The organism is Polyangium jinanense (genome assembly GCF_028435365.1).
Genome location: NZ_JAGTJJ010000107.1, coordinates 1 through 19,806, shown reverse-complemented (window position 1 = coordinate 19,806; position 19,806 = coordinate 1). Strand labels below are relative to the sequence as shown.

The 19,806-nt window shown below is 63.6% G+C and carries 18 protein-coding genes; 16 read left to right on the top strand and 2 right to left on the bottom strand.

Annotated features, from left to right (window positions below):
* Window positions 1-110 precede the first annotated feature (110 nt).
* The 12 genes from KEG57_RS53430 to KEG57_RS53375 all read left to right on the top strand — a co-directional run bounded on the left by KEG57_RS53430 (window position 111) and on the right by KEG57_RS53375 (window position 11,069).
* Entirely contained in the window at window positions 111-617 is a 507-nt protein-coding gene (locus KEG57_RS53430; protein WP_272428527.1) for a hypothetical protein, read from the top strand.
* A 61-nt stretch (window positions 618-678) separates the two neighbouring features.
* Window positions 679-1,383, top strand: a complete 705-nt coding sequence (locus KEG57_RS53425) for a class I SAM-dependent methyltransferase (protein WP_272428525.1) — start codon at window positions 679-681, stop codon at window positions 1,381-1,383.
* Window positions 1,384-1,741: 358 nt separating this feature from the next.
* Complete coding sequence (locus KEG57_RS53420; protein WP_272428523.1) at window positions 1,742-2,959, top strand: hypothetical protein; 1,218 nt, start codon at window positions 1,742-1,744, stop codon at window positions 2,957-2,959.
* Window positions 2,956-3,459, top strand: a complete 504-nt coding sequence (locus tag KEG57_RS53415) for a hypothetical protein (protein ID WP_272428522.1) — start codon at window positions 2,956-2,958, stop codon at window positions 3,457-3,459. Before KEG57_RS53420 ends, KEG57_RS53415 begins: the two co-directional genes overlap by 4 nt.
* Before the next feature lie 3 nt (window positions 3,460-3,462).
* On the top strand, window positions 3,463-6,048 hold the full coding sequence (locus tag KEG57_RS53410; protein ID WP_272428521.1) for an Hsp70 family protein: 2,586 nt from the start codon (window positions 3,463-3,465) through the stop codon (window positions 6,046-6,048).
* A gap of 19 nt (window positions 6,049-6,067) precedes the next feature.
* A complete protein-coding gene (locus KEG57_RS53405) occupies window positions 6,068-7,540 on the top strand; it encodes an ATP-binding protein (protein ID WP_272460042.1) in 1,473 nt (490 codons plus the stop codon).
* Window positions 7,541-8,060: 520 nt separating this feature from the next.
* Window positions 8,061-8,291 carry a hypothetical protein gene (locus KEG57_RS53400; protein WP_272428517.1) on the top strand — a complete coding sequence of 77 codons (231 nt, stop codon included), beginning with the start codon at window positions 8,061-8,063 and terminating at the stop codon, window positions 8,289-8,291.
* Window positions 8,288-8,641: a hypothetical protein gene (locus tag KEG57_RS53395; RefSeq protein ID WP_272428516.1), complete on the top strand. Its 354-nt coding sequence runs from the start codon at window positions 8,288-8,290 to the stop codon at window positions 8,639-8,641. Before KEG57_RS53400 ends, KEG57_RS53395 begins: the two co-directional genes overlap by 4 nt.
* Entirely contained in the window at window positions 8,638-8,913 is a 276-nt protein-coding gene (locus KEG57_RS53390) for a helix-turn-helix domain-containing protein (RefSeq protein ID WP_272428514.1), read from the top strand. Before KEG57_RS53395 ends, KEG57_RS53390 begins: the two co-directional genes overlap by 4 nt.
* On the top strand, window positions 8,910-9,500 hold the full coding sequence (locus KEG57_RS53385) for a sigma-70 RNA polymerase sigma factor region 4 domain-containing protein (RefSeq protein ID WP_272428513.1): 591 nt from the start codon (window positions 8,910-8,912) through the stop codon (window positions 9,498-9,500). The genes KEG57_RS53390 and KEG57_RS53385 overlap by 4 nt, the downstream gene beginning before the upstream one ends.
* A 421-nt stretch (window positions 9,501-9,921) precedes the next feature.
* Complete coding sequence (locus tag KEG57_RS53380; protein ID WP_272428512.1) at window positions 9,922-10,398, top strand: Panacea domain-containing protein; 477 nt, start codon at window positions 9,922-9,924, stop codon at window positions 10,396-10,398.
* A complete protein-coding gene (locus tag KEG57_RS53375; RefSeq protein WP_272428510.1) occupies window positions 10,395-11,069 on the top strand; it encodes a hypothetical protein in 675 nt (224 codons plus the stop codon). Before KEG57_RS53380 ends, KEG57_RS53375 begins: the two co-directional genes overlap by 4 nt.
* Before the next feature lie 171 nt (window positions 11,070-11,240).
* Here the strand turns inward: KEG57_RS53375 and KEG57_RS53370 are convergent, their stop codons facing one another.
* On the bottom strand, window positions 11,241-12,365 hold the full coding sequence (locus KEG57_RS53370) for an IS1 family transposase (RefSeq protein ID WP_443689974.1): 1,125 nt from the start codon (window positions 12,363-12,365) through the stop codon (window positions 11,241-11,243).
* 458 nt (window positions 12,366-12,823) lie between these two features.
* Between KEG57_RS53370 and KEG57_RS53365 the strand changes: the two genes are divergently transcribed.
* The 3 genes from KEG57_RS53365 to KEG57_RS53355 all read left to right on the top strand — a co-directional run bounded on the left by KEG57_RS53365 (window position 12,824) and on the right by KEG57_RS53355 (window position 16,258).
* A complete protein-coding gene (locus KEG57_RS53365) occupies window positions 12,824-13,666 on the top strand; it encodes a HamA C-terminal domain-containing protein (protein ID WP_272428507.1) in 843 nt (280 codons plus the stop codon).
* Complete coding sequence (locus KEG57_RS53360) at window positions 13,663-15,789, top strand: DEAD/DEAH box helicase (protein WP_272428506.1); 2,127 nt, start codon at window positions 13,663-13,665, stop codon at window positions 15,787-15,789. Before KEG57_RS53365 ends, KEG57_RS53360 begins: the two co-directional genes overlap by 4 nt.
* Window positions 15,790-16,042: 253 nt before the next feature.
* A complete protein-coding gene (locus tag KEG57_RS53355) occupies window positions 16,043-16,258 on the top strand; it encodes a KTSC domain-containing protein (RefSeq protein WP_272428529.1) in 216 nt (71 codons plus the stop codon).
* Window positions 16,259-16,691: 433 nt separating this feature from the next.
* On the opposite strand, the gene KEG57_RS53350 is transcribed toward KEG57_RS53355, so the two are convergent.
* A complete protein-coding gene (locus tag KEG57_RS53350) occupies window positions 16,692-17,153 on the bottom strand; it encodes a hypothetical protein (RefSeq protein WP_272428505.1) in 462 nt (153 codons plus the stop codon).
* Window positions 17,154-17,246: 93 nt separating this feature from the next.
* Here KEG57_RS53350 and KEG57_RS53345 point away from each other — a divergent pair, with 93 nt between their 5' ends.
* Window positions 17,247-19,022, top strand: coding sequence for a right-handed parallel beta-helix repeat-containing protein (locus KEG57_RS53345; RefSeq protein ID WP_272428503.1), 1,776 nt, complete (start codon window positions 17,247-17,249; stop codon window positions 19,020-19,022).
* Window positions 19,023-19,806: the final 784 nt, after the last annotated feature.

Sequence of the window (19,806 nt, the reverse complement as noted above, 5' to 3'; positions counted from 1 at the left end):
GGCCGCGTCGAGTGCGCCGGTCCCTGAAGTTCGGGGCCACGCCGGGGGCTCCGCGGGCGTTCAACGCGAGCCCTTCTTGGGGAACCGGGGTTCTGCTAGACCTCCCCGCAATGTCCACCCTCAAGTTGCCGAAGGACGTCGTCGCCGATCCTCGTCACGACGCGGTCGTACGCCTCCTCGAGACGCACGCGGCTCCGTTATGGGAGCGAGGTCGCCAAAAGGTCGCGACGCTCCCGATGACCGACACGCTGGCCGCCGAGCTCCGCAGCGCGCTCGCCGCTGGGCATGCCTACCAGGGTCTCGAGCTCATCGGCGAGAAGCTGGCCAGCGAGCAGAAGGGCCTCGACGCGCTGAACGAGAAGACCCCCGGCAGCCCGCAGAACGCCCGTGTGTCGCGGATCCTCTTCCTGGCGAACGACGGCAGCGAGCGATTCTATCGAGATTGCGACGCGCTCCTCTCCCGTTACCCGCAGCGCCTCCTCGCATGCCGTCTCGACATTCCAGGTGAAGCGCTGGGCCAAGCGCTCCTCGGCAGCACGAAGATGGTCCGGAGCGTGCTCGTCGTCGACAAGAAGGTCGGCGCGCGAGCCTTGTTCGCTTTGCTTCCGCCCGGCTGATCGAAACGGGTTCCCGTCGAGTCGCTGTCACGTCGCGAGCGAGTGCGATAAGGTCGCGCCGATGAGCGACCAAGTGAGCGATGCACAGGCGCGCATGTACCAAGAGAAGGCGGACGCGTACGACGCGCTGATCAACGCGGAGGATGCGGACGAGGCGCTCGCACGCATGGTGCGCGAATGGCTGCCGGAGGGGGCCGTGGCGCTCGACGTCGGCGCGGGTACCGGGCGGCTCTCGCGCATCGTCGGCGCGCGCGCGTCGCACTTGCACCTGGTCGATCGCGCGGCGCCCATGTTGGAGATCGCGCGCCGGCATCTGTCGCAGGCCGGCGTGCCGTTCACCATCCACCACGCGGATGCGCGCTCGTTGCCGTTGCCCGACGCGAGCGTCGATGTCGCAATGGCCGGATGGGTGTTCGGGCATTTTCGTCACTGGATGCCGGAGGGCTGGCGCGAGGAAGTGGACGCGGCGCTGTCGGAGATGCACCGTGTACTGCGTCCCGGCGGTGCGCTCATGGTCATCGAGACGCTTGGCACCGGCCACGAGACGCCGCGCGTCCATCCGGGCATGGACGAGTACTTCGCGCACCTGGAGCACGCGCACGGGCTTTCGCGCCGCTGGGTGCGCACAGACTACGTGTTCCCCGACGTCGAGAGCGCAGCGAACATTTGCGGCGAATTCTTCGGTCCAGCACTCGTGGCCCAGATCCGCGAGCGCGCATGGGCGCGCGTTCCGGAGTGCACCGCGATCTTCACAGGCGCTCGCTGACCGGGGCGCTGCCCCGGACCCCGCGGGGGCTGTTCGCCCCTCGACCCGAACCAGGGCAAGCCCTGGACCATTCGTGGAAGAACTGCGCGATGCGCAGTTCTTCCAACAAGGCCGGTGGCAAGACCAGGAACGGCGTTGCCGGTTGAAGCCGTCTTGATGGGCAGCGTCGCTCGCCGGTCTTGCCTCGGCCTGTTCGATGAACTGCGCATCGCGCAGTTCATCGACCCCGAGTCCAGCGCTTGCGCTGGTCCGGGTCCAGGGGTGGACAACCCCTGGTGGGGTCTGGGGCAACGCCCCAGCGAGACGCCGCTTCCGCCCGTCTTGACCGCACGAGCCCCTCCCGCGGATGATGCCTCCCGTGTGGCGAGACGAGGACGAGGCGCTGCTCGCGCGGCTCACGGACGAGATCGTCTTCGAGCGCCTCTTCCGTGAGCAGGCCGGAACCGACGCCCGCCCCCCCGCCCGTGGCGCTGGCCTCTGCGCTGCCCTCCGGCGCCTCCCCGGGGGAAACGACGCCATCGAGGCCGCGCGCACTGGCAAGCTCGATGCCCTCCGCGAGCACCTCGAGCCTGCGCGGCAGATCGACCCGCCTCCGGAGCTCCTCCACCACCTCGCCCTCCACCACGCGTCCCTCGCCGACCGTGCGGGAAGCTCCACCGACGCGTTCGTCCGATCGATCACTGCCTGGCTCGCCCTCGGCCGCCAGGAGACCTACCTCCGCGACCTCGGCGAGGCCGTGACTGGCAGCGCGCTTGCGCGGCAGGACCTCGATCGTGCCCTCGTCGATGCGCCCCTCTGGTGCATCGAGGATCTCGGCGAGCGGGCGCGTCTTGGCGCGCGGGAGCTCACGGCCGACGCGCAAAGGGCGCTCGCCGCGCTCGGCCGCGTGCCTGAAGCTGCGCGGATCGCGCGTGCCCCCGAGGCCCTCGCGGAGCGGGCGGCGCGGCGGGCCACGTCGCTCGTGGCGGTCGCCGTCGAGGAGGCGCTCGCGCCGGTGCTCGCGGCGTTTGCCGAGGCGACCACGAAGGGCGAGCCGAGCGCTGCGGAGGGCGCGGCGCTGCTTGGGAGGTTCGTCGCCGTCTGGCGCTGGTCCGGCGCGGACGAGAGCGTCGAGCACGCTGCGATCGAGCAGGCCACGCCGCTTGCCTGGGCCCATTACCGCGCGAGCCGCTGGGACGATCTCCGCAGCCTCATCGCCCCGGTCGAGCCCCTCGTCGACGCGCTCGCGCGCCGCATCGAGAACGACCCGTCGAAGCTCGCCTACGCCGCCCGTGCGGCCCAGATGCTCGTCTTCCGCTCGGACGTCGTCCGCACCGAGCGCGAGACGCTGGAGCTCCTCGATCGGGCCATCACGATCTGCCCGACCCACCGCAACGCGCGGCTCATGAAGGCGAACACGCTCTGCGATCAGGCGCTCCGGCTCCTGCCCGGCGCGCGCGCGCCGAGCCGCCAGGATCACGACCGGGCCGCGGGCCTCATCGAACGCGCCGAGCAGCTCTACCCCGCGGCCACGCGCCTCCCGGAGGCGCGAAGACGCCTCGGCGAGGCCAGGAAACTCCTCGGGATCTCTTCATGACCAACGGAACGGAAAATCCCTTTCAACGCTTGGGGCTACGCTCGGACGAGCCGAGCTGCGCCCCAAACCCCTTCGAGCGGTTCGACCTCGATCCGAGGGAGGGCCCGCGCGCCATCACGGAGCGCCTCCGCGAGCTTGCCGAGGACGCGGGCGAGGCCGAGCGCGCAGACATCCGCGCCGCCTGGGAAGAGCTCACCCTGCACCCGCTGCGCCGCCTGCGCGCTGCCATCGGCGCCCGCCCGCGCCACCCCGCGCTCGATCGTACGGGCCCGGAGCATGCGCCGCCGAGGGCTCGAAAATCCCCTGCGGCGGAACCTGTCGGGCTCGCCGAGCTCGCGCCGCGGCCTTCGGTGGCCCTCGCGCTCGCGCCGTTCCTTTCCCGTGGGGCCGACAGGGGCCCGCGGACCGTGCTCTCGCTCGACGAGGATCCCGTGCTCGCCACAGGCGCCCCGAGCGCCGATCCTCCCTTCGCCCCCACGTCCCCCGAGAGGAAGCGATAGACCATGTTCGTCGACCGTCCTGTTGGAATCGATCTCGGCACGACCAACTCGGAGATCGCCATGCTCGACCCGTCCGAGCGCGATCTGCACATCTTCGCCGACCGCTTCGGGCGGCGCACCGTCCCCTCGGCGGTCGCCTGGGATCCCAAAGGCGAGGCGTTCCTCGTCGGCCACGCCGCGCGCCAGCGCCGCGGCAAGACGCCCCCGCCGATCGAGTCCATCAAGCGCAAGATGGGGCAAAACGCGAAGGTCGAGGTCGGCCCGCATGCGCTCACGCCCGAGGAGATCAGCGCCAAGATCCTCGCCGAGCTCCGCGCGCGCATGAGCGAGCACCTCGGCAAGCAGGCCGCCGAGGGCATCGAGGTGCGCGTCGATCGGGCCGTGATCACGGTGCCCGCGTACTTCGACGCGCCGCAGGTCGAGGCCACCCGCAAGGCCGGCGAGATGGCGGGGCTCGAGGTCATCGGCATCCTGCAGGAGCCTACGGCCGCGGCCATCTACCACACCTGGAAGAGCCGCCTCGGCGATGGAAACTTCCTCGTCTACGACCTCGGCGGCGGCACCTTCGACGTCTCGATCCTGCGTTGCCTCGGCGGCGAGTACCAGGTGCTCGCGATCGACGGCGACAACTACCTCGGCGGCGACGACTTCGATCGACGCTTCGCCGAGAAGCTCCGCGGGATCCTGGTCGCGCGTGGCTACGCCCTCGACCTCGACGTCCGCGGCGACGAGGCGGATCGCCAGCGCTTCGGCCGCCTTGTCCACCTCGCGCAGGAGATCAAGGAGTCGCTCTCGACCTCCGAGGTCGTGAGCGTCGCCAAGCAGGACTTCATGCAGGACAAGAACGGCGAGAGCGTCTCGTTCGAGGGCGACATCGGGCGCGCCGAGTACGAGCAGGCGGTCGGCGATCTCGTCGAGACCACGATCGCCTGCTGCGAGCGGGCGCTCGCGCGGAGTGCCGAGACCTCGTCGGTGGATCTCGGGCAGATCGATCACGTCGTCCTCGTCGGCGGATCGACCCGCGTGCCGATGGTCGTGCGCCGCGTGACCGAGGCGATCTGCAAGAAGAGCCGCTCGGAAAAACCTTTGCAGGACGAGGTGGACACGTGCGTCGCGCTCGGCGCGGCCATCCACGCGGCGCAGCTCGGGGGCCTCAGGATCGGCGAGCCGGATCGGAAGATCACGGTCGCGTTCACGACGCCGCTCGTCAGCCAGGGCTCGAAGATCCGGCTCGGCGTGCGCGTCGAGCAGGCGCCGGAAGGCGCGGCGGAGATCGTCGTGTTCCGTGGGATGAGCGGCGCCGAGGAGATCGCAAAGGCGTCCTTGCCCGACGCGGCGGGCGCCGTGGTGCGGCTCGACGTCCCGCTCGGCGAAGAGCCCGAGCATGCGTCGCGCGTGGCCCTGCGCTCGGTCGAGCGCGAGGTGCTCGCGGAGCTCCCGTTCGCGCTCTACCGCGGCGACGTCCGGCCCCGTGCGAGCGCGCTCTCGCGGCCCTCGGTCGTGGCCAAAGACCTCTCCATCGAGGTCGTGCGCGCGGGCCGGCGCGAGCGGCGCGTGCTCATCGCGCGCGGCGCGGGCCTGCCCGCGGAGGTGAAGAGCCGCTTCTTCACCGCGGATCAGAGCGGCGCCGTGGTGCTCCGGCTCCTGCAGAACCGCATGCCGATCAAGACCCTCCTGCTCCAGGTCCCGCGCGAGCTCTCCGTCGGCACGCCCGTGGATCTCACGCTCCGTTGCGACGACGCCATGCGCATGGAAGCGCGCGCGGTCGTGGCGGGGCAGGAGCTCTGGGCGCAGGTCGAGCCGCCCGCCGCGCCGCGTTTTGATCCCGCGGGCGCCGTGGAGTCGCTGCTCGAAGAGGCCGAGTCGACGAGCAAGTCGCTCTGGGGTTCGAGTGCGATGAGCTACCGGGCCGAGGCGGACATGCTCGTCGCCGGCATCCGCGAGGTCGTCGCCACGGACCCGGACAAACTGCAGGCGCTCTGCGAAAAACTGCGCCTGCTCGTCGACTGGTACCGCGGCGACCCGAACGAGACGCTCTCGCCGCCCATGGCCCGCTTCGAGGCCGAGCTCAACGAGCTGCGCCGCCGCGTCTACCGCGCCTCGGGCAACCTCTACGGCATGGATCGCACGGCCTGGGAGAAGCGCCTCGCGGACATCGAGGCCCGCGCGATGGCGGCCTACGAGGCTTCAGATGCCGTGGCCTGGCGCCGCGTCTTCAACGAGGTGCAGGCTCTCGACGAGACCGCGATGCAGGAGGAGTTCGCGCAGATGCGCCTCGACGATCCGGCCTACCTCGATCGCAGGCTGCGGAACGAGCGCTACTACGCGCAGAGCGTCGAGCGGAAGCTCGTCGACTTCGTCCCGTCCTCCTCCGACGTGGGATCGCTGCAGATCGCCGAGCGGAACAAACTGATCGCGCAGATCCACGAGAAGGTCCTCGAGCCGCTCAAGAACCTCACGTCGGACACGAACGACGCGGGGGCGCTCCGGCGCAAGCTCGAGGCGATCAACGCGGAGACGTCGCGCATCGACAACGCGCTCGAACGGCTGCCTTCGCTCGGCCTCGTCACCGAGCGGGGAGGCGCGTGAGCAAAAGGGCCGCGGGCGCGTGAAGTTCGTCGACGACATCGGCCTCGGCGCGGCGCAGAAGCTCGAAACGGCCGTCGGGCCCTTCGTCGCGCTGCCGGCGTACAAGCGTCTGCTCGTGCGCACGGCCGAACCCTCGTTCGCCGCGCGCGCCGCGCTCGGCGCCCTCCGGTGCGCGGTGCGCCTCGGCGAGGAGCGGGAGATCGAGGACATCGCGGCGTACTGGAGCACGCTCTCGGGCAGCGGCCCGCACCTGCCGGCCATCCTCGAGCTCTGCCGGCAGCTTGCGCGGTTCGGGCGGAAAAGCGCGGCGCTCACACTCGCGGGGGCCGAGGTCGAGCGCGAGGAGTCGGCGCGTGCGCTCTACCTGCTCGGCCGCATGCTGGAGCTCACGGGCGACGGGGACGGGGCCTTCGTGGCGTTTGGCAAAGCGGCCGCGCGGGCCGACGCGGAAAAGGGCGCGGCGGACGTGGCGGTGGCATCCCGCGCGCGCCGCGTCGAGCGGCTGCTCGGCGATCGGACCACGGCTGCGCTCGCGGTCGCGGACGCCGCGTCGGCCGATCCGGCGGGCGCGCCGCCCGATCACAAGCTCGTGATCGCGCTCGGCAGGCTGCGCTCGCCGAGCCGCTTCGTGCGGGCCTCGGGCCTGTCGCTTCTCGAAGAGCTCGGCCGTGATCCGACGACATCGCTCGGCCGGCTCGCGATCCGCCTCGCCGCCGAGCATGCCGACGCGCTCGGGGATGCGCTCACGCCGCTGGAGGCCGATCGTGTGGCGGCCACGCTCCGCCACGTGCCCGACGATGCGGCGCGGGAAAACGCCCTCGCGCGGCTCGCGGCGGCGCAGGCGATCGCGGCGTCGCGCGGGGAGGCGCAGGCCGAGGCGATCACGCGGGCGGGCGAGCTCGCGCCCGAGATCTTCCCCCTGGTTTGTCGGGCCCGCGCCGCGCTCACGGGCGGCGGACAGGGCGACTACGGCCCGTCCCCTTCGGCCTCGACCGAACCATCCTCGCCGTCGCTGCGCCTCGCGTCGCTCGGGCTCGCGGCCTACGTGGCGCTCGGCAAGGGCCGGCCGCGGGAAGCCGCGGAGGCGCTCACCGAGGCGACCGACCTCGTCACGAGCGGGGGCGTGGGTGTCGCCCCGCCCGTGTGGACCGCCGCGCGCGCCGCGCTGGGCAGCACGGAGCCGCTCGCGCGCGCCGCGGGCGTTCGCCTTTGCGAGGTCCTCCTCTCGGGGCCTTCGGCGGCGCCGCCGGGCGGGCATTCGGCCTTTGCGCTGGCCCTCGCGCGGGCGGGCCGAACGGACCTCGCGGTGCGGGCGGCGCGGGATGCGGTGACGGGCAAGGAGTCTTCCGCGCGCGCTCTTCTCGGCTCGATCCTGCGGGAGCAGGGCTGGGCGCTCGCGGCGGCTGGCCAGCGTGAGCTCGCGATCGCGGCGCTCGTCGAGGCCAAGGAGCACCTCGCGGCGGCGGGCAAGGACGGCGCGCGGGGGCGCTGAAGCGCGCGTCCGGGCTCGTCGGCAACGGCTGGGGTGGTTGTCGACATGCTCGCCGGGCTCGTCGGCAACGGCTGGGGTGGTTGTCGACATGCTCGCCGTGCTTGTCGGCAACGGCTGGGGTGGTTGTCGACATGCTCGCCGGGCTCGTCGGCAACGACTGGGGTGATTGTCGACATGCTCGCCGTGCTCGTCGGCAACGGCTGGGGTGGTTGTCGACAGGTGGTGCCCTAAGTCGCCCTAATTTGGCGAACTAGGGCAGTTTGGCTCTTGCGCTGATGTACTACGGCCTCGCCTGAAGGGCTGGGCCGGGGGCGCGAGAGCGCCCCTTGGCCTACCTCCAAAAGGCGCCGCCCCGTGGGACCTGTGAACCCCACGAGGCGACTTGGCCGCAACCCCGTTTCAGCCGGAGTCGCAACCCATGCTTCGTCTAGTCCACCCTCGTCCCGAGGGCCAAGGGACTCGTCCGCCCAAGGGCCGGAAAAGTCCCTACCTCTTCCCCACGCCCGAAGAGCGCGCCCACATGCGGGCCGCCGAACGCAACATCGCCCGCGCCTACGGCGGGCGGGACGTGCTCGCCGCCGTGATGGGCGTCGGTCGTCACACCCTCCAGAAGATCCGCCACGAAAGCTCCTACGGCGTCGCCGTCCTGCTCGCGCGCGCGGGCGGTATCCCCGTCGAACAGGTCCTCACCGGGCGTCCCCACGTGGCGGGCGCGTGCGCTCTTTGCGGGCGGAAGGGAGGCGCGTCGTGATGACGTCTTCCCGTTTCCGAGATCGCCCCCTTCGTGGGACCGACCTTATCGAGATCCAGCGGTCGAACCTGCGCGCGCTGCTTCGCCATCTCCATCGCGAGCTGGGCTCGTGGATCCTGGTGGCGCACAAGCTCGGTTTCCGCCGTTCGTTCATTCTCGCATTCTGCGACGGGTCCGAGCCCGGCAACATGGCGCTCGCGCGGAGCATCGCGCGCGCCGTCGGTCTCTCGCTCGATGATGCGCTCGCGGGGAAAGCTCCGCCAAGGAAGGCGCCCGCGCTCTCCCTCGTGACGCCCCCGAAGGCTCCGAGGGCCCCGAAGGGCTCGCGCCGGAAAGGGGGTGCTTCATGAACGAGCACGACCAGGGCCCGGACCACGACAAGGCTCCCGAGAGCCTTCCCGCGATCCTTACGATCGAGCAGGCGGATCGCGTGCGGAAAGCGCTTGCGCCCTTCGTTGCCGGACGCTCGGCGAAAGAGGCTTCCGAAGCGATCGGCTACGCCCCGAAGTACGTGCAGGCCTTCCTTCGTGGGGAAATCCACTGCACGCTGCATTTCGCTACGGGCGTCGCGCACGCGCTCGGCATTGAAGTGGAAATCCTTGTCCAAGGGGACAGCACGTGATCCGGCAGCGCGCCTCCCCCGGTGGGGGCGCGCCGATCGTCGAAGCGGATGCGGACGACATCGAGCAGCTTCGCCCGATGCTCGTCCGCTATGTTCGCACGATCGGCGTGGTGTCTGCGCATGTACCGGACATCGTGCAGGAGACGGTGATCACGACATGGGAAGCCCTGAATGAGGGGCGCGTGCGTGGCGGGGAGAGAACCCCGCCCGAGGCTGCGCTCTGTGGCTTCGCGCGGCAGACGGCGTGGTTCCACGCCAAGAACCTCTCGCGGCGAGCCTCGACACTGCACGAGGTCCCAGCGTCTTCGCTTCGGGATGTCCCGATCCTTGCAACAATGGAACCGCTGCCGGCCATTGAAGCGCGGGATCTGCTCGCGCGAGTCGTGGCGTCGAACCCGAACGTCGCGCACGTCGTGGAGCTGGCCGCGCGCGGGCTCATCGGCGCCGATGCGGCTCGTGCTGCTGGACAACCGCGGGCGACGTTCCACGCCCACGAGAAGAAGCTCCGCGCCGCCCTTCGGAAGCTCGGAGCGACCTTCACTCCGAAGCAGGCTCCACGCCCCAACCGGACGCAGCGCAAGCGCTGAACGCCCGATGGGGTCTCTCTCCGGGGCGCCCGTCCTGCTCTCCCGTCCAGGGCCCACCCGTCTACGCCGCTTTCTCACGGCGCCCCACATCTGTAAGCCGGTCTCGTATGAACGCGCGCGCACCGGGGCGGATACTTCGGTTTGGTGGATGTGGAGATCAATCTTCTACAACCTTCTCCCAGCCTTGATCAAACGAAGGGGGAGGAGGTTAAGGTGGCCAGGAGAAGGCAAGCGATCTCCCTGGAGCCAGTGTAGGCACATGTCCCACCAATCGCTTGCATGTGGCTACCCTCTGCTACTTGTTTGATATATTTAGGGATGTGGGTGATGCTCGTCGGTGTAAAGAGCTATATCGTTAGAGAGCATTCTGCGTGACTGACACCACTTCGAGCAGCATTCTCCTCAATACGTGAGTCTACGAATGTCAAAATCTCATAAAAACAAAACGGCGGTCGCCGCTGCTGACGTAGCAACCTATATTCTGGAGAAGCATGGCTCGATGACTGCCATGAAGCTTCAGAAGCTCGTCTACTATTGTCAAGCATGGAATCTAGTTCGCGAGGAGCAACTCCTCTTCGACGACCCTATAGAGGCATGGGCAGATGGCCCTGTCGTGCGATCCCTATATGAGAGGCACCGGGGTAGGTTTGTCGTGAATGCGGAAGATTTTTCAGGAGACACATCAAAGCTGTCAGACGCAGACAAGAAGACGATCGATAAGGTCATAAACCGATACGGCAAATACTCAGCGGGACAGTTGAGCGATCTGACACATGAGGAGCAGCCCTGGATCGAAGCCCGCGCAGGCTTGGAGCCACTAGAGCGCGGCAATCAAATTATCGACCCTACTGTCATGCAAGAGTTCTATACAGCCCTCGCACATCAACGGCGCTCATGAGTCTTCACGACGAGTATCGAAAGGTTGTCGGTAGGCTTTCCGCACTTGCACGCACCGCGGCAAGTCGGCACGAGGAGGAAGCGAGGGCCAAGGCGACCCATGAGCAACTCCAAGAATTGCACAAGAAGATTCTAGATCTGGAATCGTCACTTGATGACGGATCATTGGAATCAATCATCCGCGAAGAGTTGGAGAAGGCGGATAATTTCCTCCGGGAGTTCATGTTCTTTCGTCCGCCTCCGATTCGAGAGCGCGACGTTCCGGATCCTGGATCTACAACTGCGTGGAAGACCCAGAAGCTATCATGGCGGTTTGGGAAATTAGATCTGGAGCATCCGCGTCAGTGGAGCACCGAAGAGGACACAACGCTCGATACACTCATAGCCGTCGTCAACCGCCTCACGGCCTACGAAAACGTGACGTGGGGCACGGTTGGCGATTTCTCCGAACATAATCATGCGTGGAATGATGCCTCGGAATGGGAGAAGGCATCGCAGGATCGTTTGAAGGAGTTAAGCCTCGACGATCAATCAAATCTTTATCAGTTGTACATTCACAAGCTGGGACGCCTGTATGGCTTTCGGATCGGAAGCGTGTTCCACGTGCTTTGGTGGGATCGATACCACGAGGTTTACATCCCGAAGAAGTTTCTCAAGCTATCGCAGAAATAATTCTGCTAGTGCGCATACCCCGTGAGGGAGTCAATTGGGCCGGCACAGGCTCCTGGTCGTCGACCATTCTCCCGATCTACGGAGCCGCCCCCGCCCCTCCAAGGCTCTTGGCGGCGACGATCTTCGTCGAGACAGCCGTGTCGATGAGAGCGAGAAGGGCCCCGCAGAGGCTCAGAAGAGGTCGATAGGCGGGGGCTTACGACCTTTGGGGGGCCCCTTGGGACGCCATGAGAAGAGGTCAAGCTGCTCGTTCTCATCCGGAGCCGCAACCGGCGATGCCCCAGGCGCGGAAACCTGCGCGCCGTGCGCGGGAGCAGGCCCCTCGGGCGTAGGCGCCGGTGGCGCCCCCTTGCCCGTCCCTCCTTCCACGATGCGAAGGAACCCGCGCCCACCGGGGAGTTCGCGGTGCGTCGTCTCCGGTGTCCTTGGGGCAAGATCCTGCTGCACGGGCGGCCCGCACCGCTCTGCCGTCATGATGGCCGTCAGGAACTCGTCCAGTTCCCACACGTGATCGGTAATGTCTGCCGCCATCGCGGGCGTCACCTTCATGTCCTTCTGCACGCGCCCGAGGTTGAACCAGCAGTAGGACAACGCGAGCGCCGCCGCATGATTCTCCGGGCGTTTCGAGAACGCGAGGCAGAGGCGACGCAGCCGCCCGTTCATGTGGCGGATCGTCAGGTTGTTCCGCTCGACGTGCGCGGTGGTCGAGGTCGCGAGGTTCGGCGCCCCGAAGACGGTGCGCTTCGTGAGCTTCGGATCGCGGGGCGGCTCGTACTTGTGGTCGGGCGACTTCTGCCCGCCCTTCTGCCACGACTTCACGACCTGCCCATGGTCGACGCCGAAGCCGAACGCCTTGCCGATCGCGGGCCCGTACGCGGCGTAGCCGTCGCTCGTGATCTGCGGCATGACGGTCAGCCGGGCGCGGACGTCGCTCATGAAGGCGTCCGCGCTCGCTTGATCGCGCCGCCCTGCGTGCCAGGAGATCACCATGCGGGAGACGCCGCAGACGGCGACCCACACCCACACGTCGCCGAACCCCACGGGGTGCTCGGCGGCCTTGCGCGCTTCCTTGACGCCGCAGTAGGTCCACAGCTCGTCCGTCTCGATGAGCGTGCAGGACAAGCCGCGAGCGAGTCGGTTGTGGAGGTAGCCGGCGCCGGTTCCCGCCGCGAGGGCGAACCGCGAGATCGTGTCCTGATGGACGCCCGTTAGCCGGGACACCGCCCGTACCGAGTTGCCATCCAAGAGCGCAGCAAGCACACGAAGGCGCTTCTCATGAGAGAGCACGTTGGCCACAGAAAGCCTTGCCCTTCTCCGGCGGCGGGCCCATGTTGCGCAGTGCGACGTGCGTTGGCTGGGTCAAACCATCCGGCGTTCCGCAGCCCCGTCCCCGGGTACCAGCCGGAGGCGGGGCGTTTCGTTTGTGGCTTCCACGGTAGCGAGAACTTCTAGAAACTGAAGGATTTTATTCAGGACATAGGACATTGGTTGTCCTATGTCTCGGTGGTGGGGGGAGGGCGCCCGTGGCCGGTGCGGGCGGGGTTGGGGGCGTCCTCGTCGGGGAAGATGTCGATGGAGAGCCACGCGACGAGGCCGAAGGAGGCGGGTTCGCTTGCGTGAATCGTCTTACAAAACCGCATGCTCATGTGAGCAGTTGCCCTCTGTGCGCTTGCTGCCTCTTGCCTCTTCGCTGTCTAGGACACATCATTAGGCGCTCAGTGATCCCAGCGGGTCACGGGCCAGGTCAGCACCAGATGGTTGATCGCCTCATACAAGTGCGCGTTCATGATGGGTCAACGCTACCGCCCCTCCATGGGATTTGCGTAGGCTATGAGCGTGGTCAATGGCGGGCCAACCAGCTTGTTGAACATGTCGTTGAATGGATTCCTGAATTCGCGTTGACGCACCGTGAGATTCAGGCGATCGGTGTTAGTAATGCCGTAGCTCTGGTTCGAAAAGCTGCGAGGGCGATCTACACATCGAAAAAATTTGAGCGGCGCGGTGAACTCGGCGAACTGTTGCTGCACGCAATCCTGCGCGAAATCAAGAACACCATCCCTGCAGTTAGCAAAATTTACTACAAGGATAGTCCAAACGACACCGTCAAGGGCTTTGATGCGGTCCACGTGATTGATGCAGGAGGAGGTGATCTTGAGCTTTGGCTAGGCGAAGTCAAGCTGTACAGTGACATCGGCGACGCTATAAGGGACGTAGTTGCCGAACTTCTAACCCATTCGACGACCAACTTCTTACGCACCGAGTTTGTGGCGATTATAAACAAGATCGACCCGACATGGCCGCAAGCTGAAAAGCTACAACTACTGCTTGATCCTCAGACGTCATTGGACGCAGTGTTCGAGCGTGTTCGAGTGCCGGTCTTGCTGACGTATGATAGCGCGGCCGTGCAGGCGCATGATGCGATTAGCGCCGCCTATAAGGCAGATTTTGAGACAGAGATTCGGAAGCACCATGCATCATTCGCTTCCAGGCAACTTCCAAGAGAGCTTCATATTGAGCTATTCCTGCTGCCGGTCCATCAAAAATCTGAGCTAATTGACGCATTCGATCGGCAGCTCAAGGCTTGGCAGACAATATGACCTACGCCGAACTGCGTGCCCTTGTATCTAATCGCGATGCCCTGGCCAGTGACCCGCTGCGGGCGCTCAGGGCAGTGGCAACATTTGCAGCGGCCGACGCATACGGTCCAGAGTCGCAGAAGTTATTGCTCCGACTCCTGGAGCATCGAAGCAGCCTTGAGAAATTCGTCGCACCCATCAATGATCTGGTGAGGCGCTTTGGCTTGTTCCCCTACATAAACGACATAGAGGCGCTTTCCGTTGCTGATAGAATTGCAGTCGAGGTCCATCGTCCAGCACTTTCCACTCAATTGGCGCTGCCGGAGGCGCTTGTCTTCCATCGTGAGCAGGCGGCAGTGTACTATGCATTGTTGAGCGGCAAGAGCGTCATATTGAGTGCTCCCACCAGCTTCGGCAAAAGCCTAATCATAGATGCCATTGTAGCAAGCAACCGGTATCACAATATCGTGGTGGTCTTGCCCACGCTCGCATTGGTCGACGAGACGCGTCGTAGGTTGATGCGGTTTCGTTCAAATTACAAGGTAATAACGCACGGAGGTCAGAGGCCTTCCGACCAGAATATATATGTACTAACACAGGAGCGTGTCGTCGACGTCGTGCCTGGCGTTGACGTTGACTTCTTTGTGATCGATGAATTCTACAAGCTCAGTCCAAGTCTTGAGACGGAAGAGGAGGACGCTCGCAGCAACATCCTAAATCAAGCTTTCTATTTGCTGCATCAGACCGGAGCCCAGTTCTACCTCTTAGGACCGAACATTCATTCGCTTACGCCTGAGTCGGCCGAAAAGGTTGATTGTGAATTCGTTCGTACTGAATACAGCACAGTTGTGACCGATGTTGTCGTGGTTCCGCCCGGCGAAACGGATGATGAACGACTGCTTCGGCTAGTCAAAACGCTGGACGAGCCTACGATTGTCTACTGCCGGGCTCCGGGGCGGGCGGCCGACGTCGCTGTCCTTCTTTCAAAGAATGTTGGTTCGGTAGCACTAGAAACCGATGTTGCCGCTGGTTGGGTGGGCGCTGCATTTCATCCCGAGTGGTCCTTTGTGGAAGCCTTGAAAAATGGCATAGGGCTGCATCACGGACAGATCCCCCGCGCGCTTGCACAATATGTGGTGCGGCGCTTCAACGATGGCCTGCTTCGTTTTCTTGTGTGTACCTCAACGTTGATTGAAGGCGTAAACACCAAGGCAAAGAACATTATTGTATGTGACGATTATGTAGGAAACCAGAAGTTGGACTTCTTCACGTTTAACAATATTCGCGGCAGGTCAGGCCGCATGTTTCAGCATTTTGTTGGCAGAGTGTTTCTGTTTCATGCTGAGCCTATCCGGGAATTGCCGGTTGTTGATGTCCCTGTATTGAGTCAACGCGATAGCGCTTCCACCAGTCTCTTGCTCCAGTTGGATGAGGGCGACCTATCGGAACGGTCGCGCGAGCGACTGCTTGATTATCAGGGGCAAGACATACTCAGCCTCGATACGCTCAGAAATAACGCAGGGATCGATCCAGACTTGCAATTGATGCTTGCCAAGGAGCTCCGAGATAATTGGGGCAAGCACCATTGGTACCTGTCCTGGACTGGCGTTCCGACCTTCGACCAGCTCTTGTCTCTATGCACGCTTCTTCGCGATTATCCGCTTGGTGGGCGACAGAGGAGCGCTGTGGCACCAAAGGGAGAGGCTTCCCTGCTCAAGAAACTTGAGAAGAGGAAGCCGCTGCATGAGTTGATAGTTGCGCAAATCAAGCACACCAAGAGTGCGGAGGGTGCGGTTAATACTGTACTCAAATTTGTTCGAAACTATGCTATGTTTCTATTCCCGAAAGCTGTCAGGGCCCTTGATCGCATACAAAGGGAGGTGTTTGCGGGTTTGGGCCACAGTGTCGGTGATTTTGAGTCGTATGTTAGGCAGGTTGAAAACTTGTTCCATGATGGGTGCCTTATTGCGCTGGATGAATACGGTATTCCATTGCAGCTCGCCATGAAGCTGCGTAGTGGTGGTGTACGTAGTGGAGCGGAGCTGGATGATGTACTTGAGTGGCTGCGTGCGGTGGATCCCACAACCATAACTACTGATCCGTTTGAGCTTCTTTTGATAAGGGAGGCTCAGGAAGGGCTTTGAGGCGGCGTGGCGGAGCCTCGATGGCGAGCAGCACGCGTACGACCTCGCCGCCCGGGTTGCACGGCCTCCGGGGGATGAGGAGGGCCTTGGGGAGAGACGTTTCCCAGGCAGCAGACACGTCGGGTCGGTCGGAAGCGCCAAAACGTGGGCCTTGACACGTGTGCTGCTCGCTGGGTAGGCTAACCGGTGCGAAGGGCTGGGCGGATCGTGGATCGTTGAAGTCGCTGGGCAGAAGGGCAGAGTGGTGAACCCAATGCAGCGCATACGTGTCAGTTCGTCAAATATTGCATCTGCGGGCTATGACGATGCATCGAGGATCCTTGAGGTTGAATTCCTTGATGGCTCGATCTACCAGTACTTCGGGGTCGCACCTTTCGTATATCGCGATTTTATGAACGCCTCTTCGCACGGTGGCTACCTCGATGCCTATGTGAAGAAACGCGGGTACCGCTATCGTCAGATCCGCTGAGATGACAGCTTAGCCTGGAGAGCCGGTGCCATGACGGTGGTCATAAGGCAGACCGCCGACGAAACTGTTTCTGGCGTCGATGCCGTGAGATATGCGCAAACAGGCAACGGTAGAGGGACGAATCAATGGTGGTAGGTCTGCAATTGGCGTCATCGGGTTAAGGATGGATCCCGCGCCAGACTCTGGTGCAGTAACAAATGGGAGCAGTTGAACATGGCTTGGTATCCTTTTACAGCCGAATCCATTGACAATGTAGTGCTTCCTGATCTTATCGGTGTCTATGTGCTGGCGCCTCGCCCTGCCCGTGGCGCCGCTCAATTCTGGGTAGGGCGCTCGGATCACGACATTCGAGGACTGCTACACGATCGATTGCGACAGCTCGATGCAGAGCTTGGTCGAAAGGCTCCCAAGCTCTTCACATTTGCTTACAAGCCTACCGTGCGGGAAGCGTACGATCACGAGTGTAGGGTGTTTCATCGGTACCAGGAAAGGATCCAGCATCGGCACCCTCCGGCCCCCATCGGTCCGACAGGGAAGAGATTGCTTTGTCCGAATTCGGGATGCCCTCATCACAATGCCGAAACGACTGGAGGTAGCGGATCGTCTTGACCACGTTCCAATAAGCCAACGCCTCGCCAAATCGGTAGTAGAGGCTCTCTCGGCTGCCTGGGTTGATGTGAAGATGCTCCCGATAACATTCGCCAAATTCTTCCGAGATCGGTTTTGGTTTGATTCCTGGAGCATCATCCATTGGCGAACCATTGTCCCGATCAAAATTCTCTAGCAAAAATAACAATATTGCGGCGTTGTCCCATGTGTGTGACGCCGGGTGCCCCTCATGATTGATATCCATCAACTGACGGATGGATAAATAGTTTCTCGCCGTCATGATCACGGTGAACGTTCCTGAGGGCACCAGCGTCGAAGGAGCACGCCGCCGGCGTCGCGACGGGGATGGGCGAGGACTTACGATGGGCGAGGTCGTACCATGAAACCGCTTGCGCTTGAAGCGCCGTCCATGTTAGGGGGCTGCTGTGCTGCGCGTATTGTCAACAAACGCCGCAGGAGGCAAACAATGAGCGTCGTTCCCCAAAAGTTCCACAACATTACAGTTCTTACAGCAGCTACCGCTTTCTCTTTGGGGTTGCACGGCTGCACAGGCACGAGCGACCCAGCCGACGAATCGATAGCAATTGCATCGCAGGAATTACAGGGCAGCGTCGCCTGCACCGCCGCTCAATTGGCTGAACTCCTGAAGGTCACAGACGATGTTTACGACGTAAAGTGCAGCTTTACGCTGCCAGCCGGCTCTACCATATATCGACCGCTTCGGTTCTATGGCGACGCAGCCGATGGAGTGACGGTTGATTGCAATGGGTCATTGATCGGCCACGGGGGCAAAAATGGCCTGCCAGATACGCACGGCACCAGAATGATCGAAATACGCTCGAAGCTCACCGTTTCGGACGGCTCGGTTGTCAAGAAAGCCAACGGCTACTATGAGCGCCAGCGTCCGGAGCAGATCACCATCAAGGACTGCTCTGTGCATGGAACGGTTCGCATTTATGGTCTCGGCGTAAACGGGGAAGCCGAATATGTACGCCAGTCCTCGATCGATAGCGCGGCTCCCGGACACCCCGCGCGTGCCCGAGACGCTGCGCCATACAACGTCGTGCTGAACAACGTGACCATCCACGGCGGCGGCGGAGTCCCGCTTTACCTATCACCTGGAGTAACCCGAGTCCAGTTGCTTAACTCGACGATTAGCGGCAACTCGACCGGGGCTGGTATTTACCTGGATACTGAATCAGCCAATAACATCATTCGCAACAATGAGTTCACACTGAACACGGGTCGCGAAATAATTGCGGTAGATGGGTCCAGTGGCAACCTGATCGTGAACAACCAGTTCCCGCACCCAGAGTATGGCGGAATCCACCTCTATCGCAACTGCGGCGAAGGAGGCACTGTTCGGTGGAGCGGCCCTCACCATAATCAGTTCATCAACAACTTCTTCGGCTCCGACTATCACCCTTCGATTATGGTTGCCTCTCGCGATGGCGATTCGCCACATTGCGACGAGGACGACGGCTACGACTTTGGCAGCAGCAAGTATAACTGGGACTACGCTCGCTACAATGCGATCATGCAGAACCAGATGCTCAATGCCGACGTAGCAATGGCCATCTTTGTAAAACACTCGACCATCAATTCGCCCAACTACGTGGAGCACAACCAGAGCGTCACAGCTCGAATCGTTCGGAAGGCGGGGTGCTATCTCCCCACGGGGTTTGCCAAAGACTTCATTCTTGATGATCAAACGGCTACCGTCACAGAGACGCAATCCGGAAGCGAGGTTTGTGTCGTGAAGAAGTGCATCGACGGGGTTCTGTCGGACGTCGGTGACTGCACTATGACGATGGTCCCATTCGGTTGCAGTAAAAGCGGTAGCAACGCGGGGTGCAACACGAGCGCTACCTGTCCGAGCGGCACGAAGATTATTGGTGCGAAGGCCGCCTGCAATCTCGAAACGACCGACGTAACAGCCGATGATCTGGAATCGACACCCGCCGGAATAGTCGACGTGGTTCAGCTTTCAGACAACACCAGCGACGGCAAGTGCATCGTCGGTGATACGACGGTTGTTAGCCGCGACGATGTCGTCCGGGGCCCCAGTGGAGCCACGTCGCTTACCGCGCACTGCGAGGAGCACGACAATAACGGCGGCGAGTGTGCCGTCAAGGGCGTTTTATACTGCAAGTGATTCGTGACTCCAACCCGTGGACGCGAATAGCAGCTTCCAAAGCGCAAAGATCATCGACGTGGGCGCCCTCGATGCGCTCAAATAGGCGTCGAGCATCAAGCGAGGTGGGTAGCAGCACGAGAGCGGTCCTGCTCCGCAGTGCGCCTCGACGTGGGCAGCTCGGCCTTGGTCGCCCTCGCAGCCATGAGGTGCGCGAGCGCGCAAGCTCCAGAGGTAGCTCCGCCCCATGAAGGTTAGGTAGATCGCTGGATGGTCGGGGGTTCATGGTCTTGGTGATCTGTGGCACCAACCACGACCCCCGGCACCAGGCTCCGGCTAGGCTTCGCCGCGCCAACGCCGACTGGTCAAGTTTGAAGGAACTCCGGAGACCGACGACGGGGGCGGTTGGTCAAATTTGCCCACTACCCTCGATTGCATGACCGAGGGCCGTTTCGTACTCCAGCTTTACTTCTACCCTACTGGGGCCCGAGGTTTGAATCGGGATCGCCACATTGGCGGCGCTGGGATTTTCAGGGGTAATATCCTGTAGGGATCCGACCTGAGTTCCATTGTGCCCGCTGATTTGAGGCGCAAATGCTGCATGCTGGCCTACGCATTTGATAAGGAGGCTGAGTACGTGGGCCCCCGCCTGCCGTACCGAGCTTCTAGAACGTCGAACAGTTCAGAACCACGAGCAGTTACAAACACTTGCGTGGAGATGATCGACAAACCGGCGTGGATGTGATCCACTCGTCCGGGCTCGCCCAGCCGACCGAGGGATCCGCCATGTCGACCTCCGTACCCC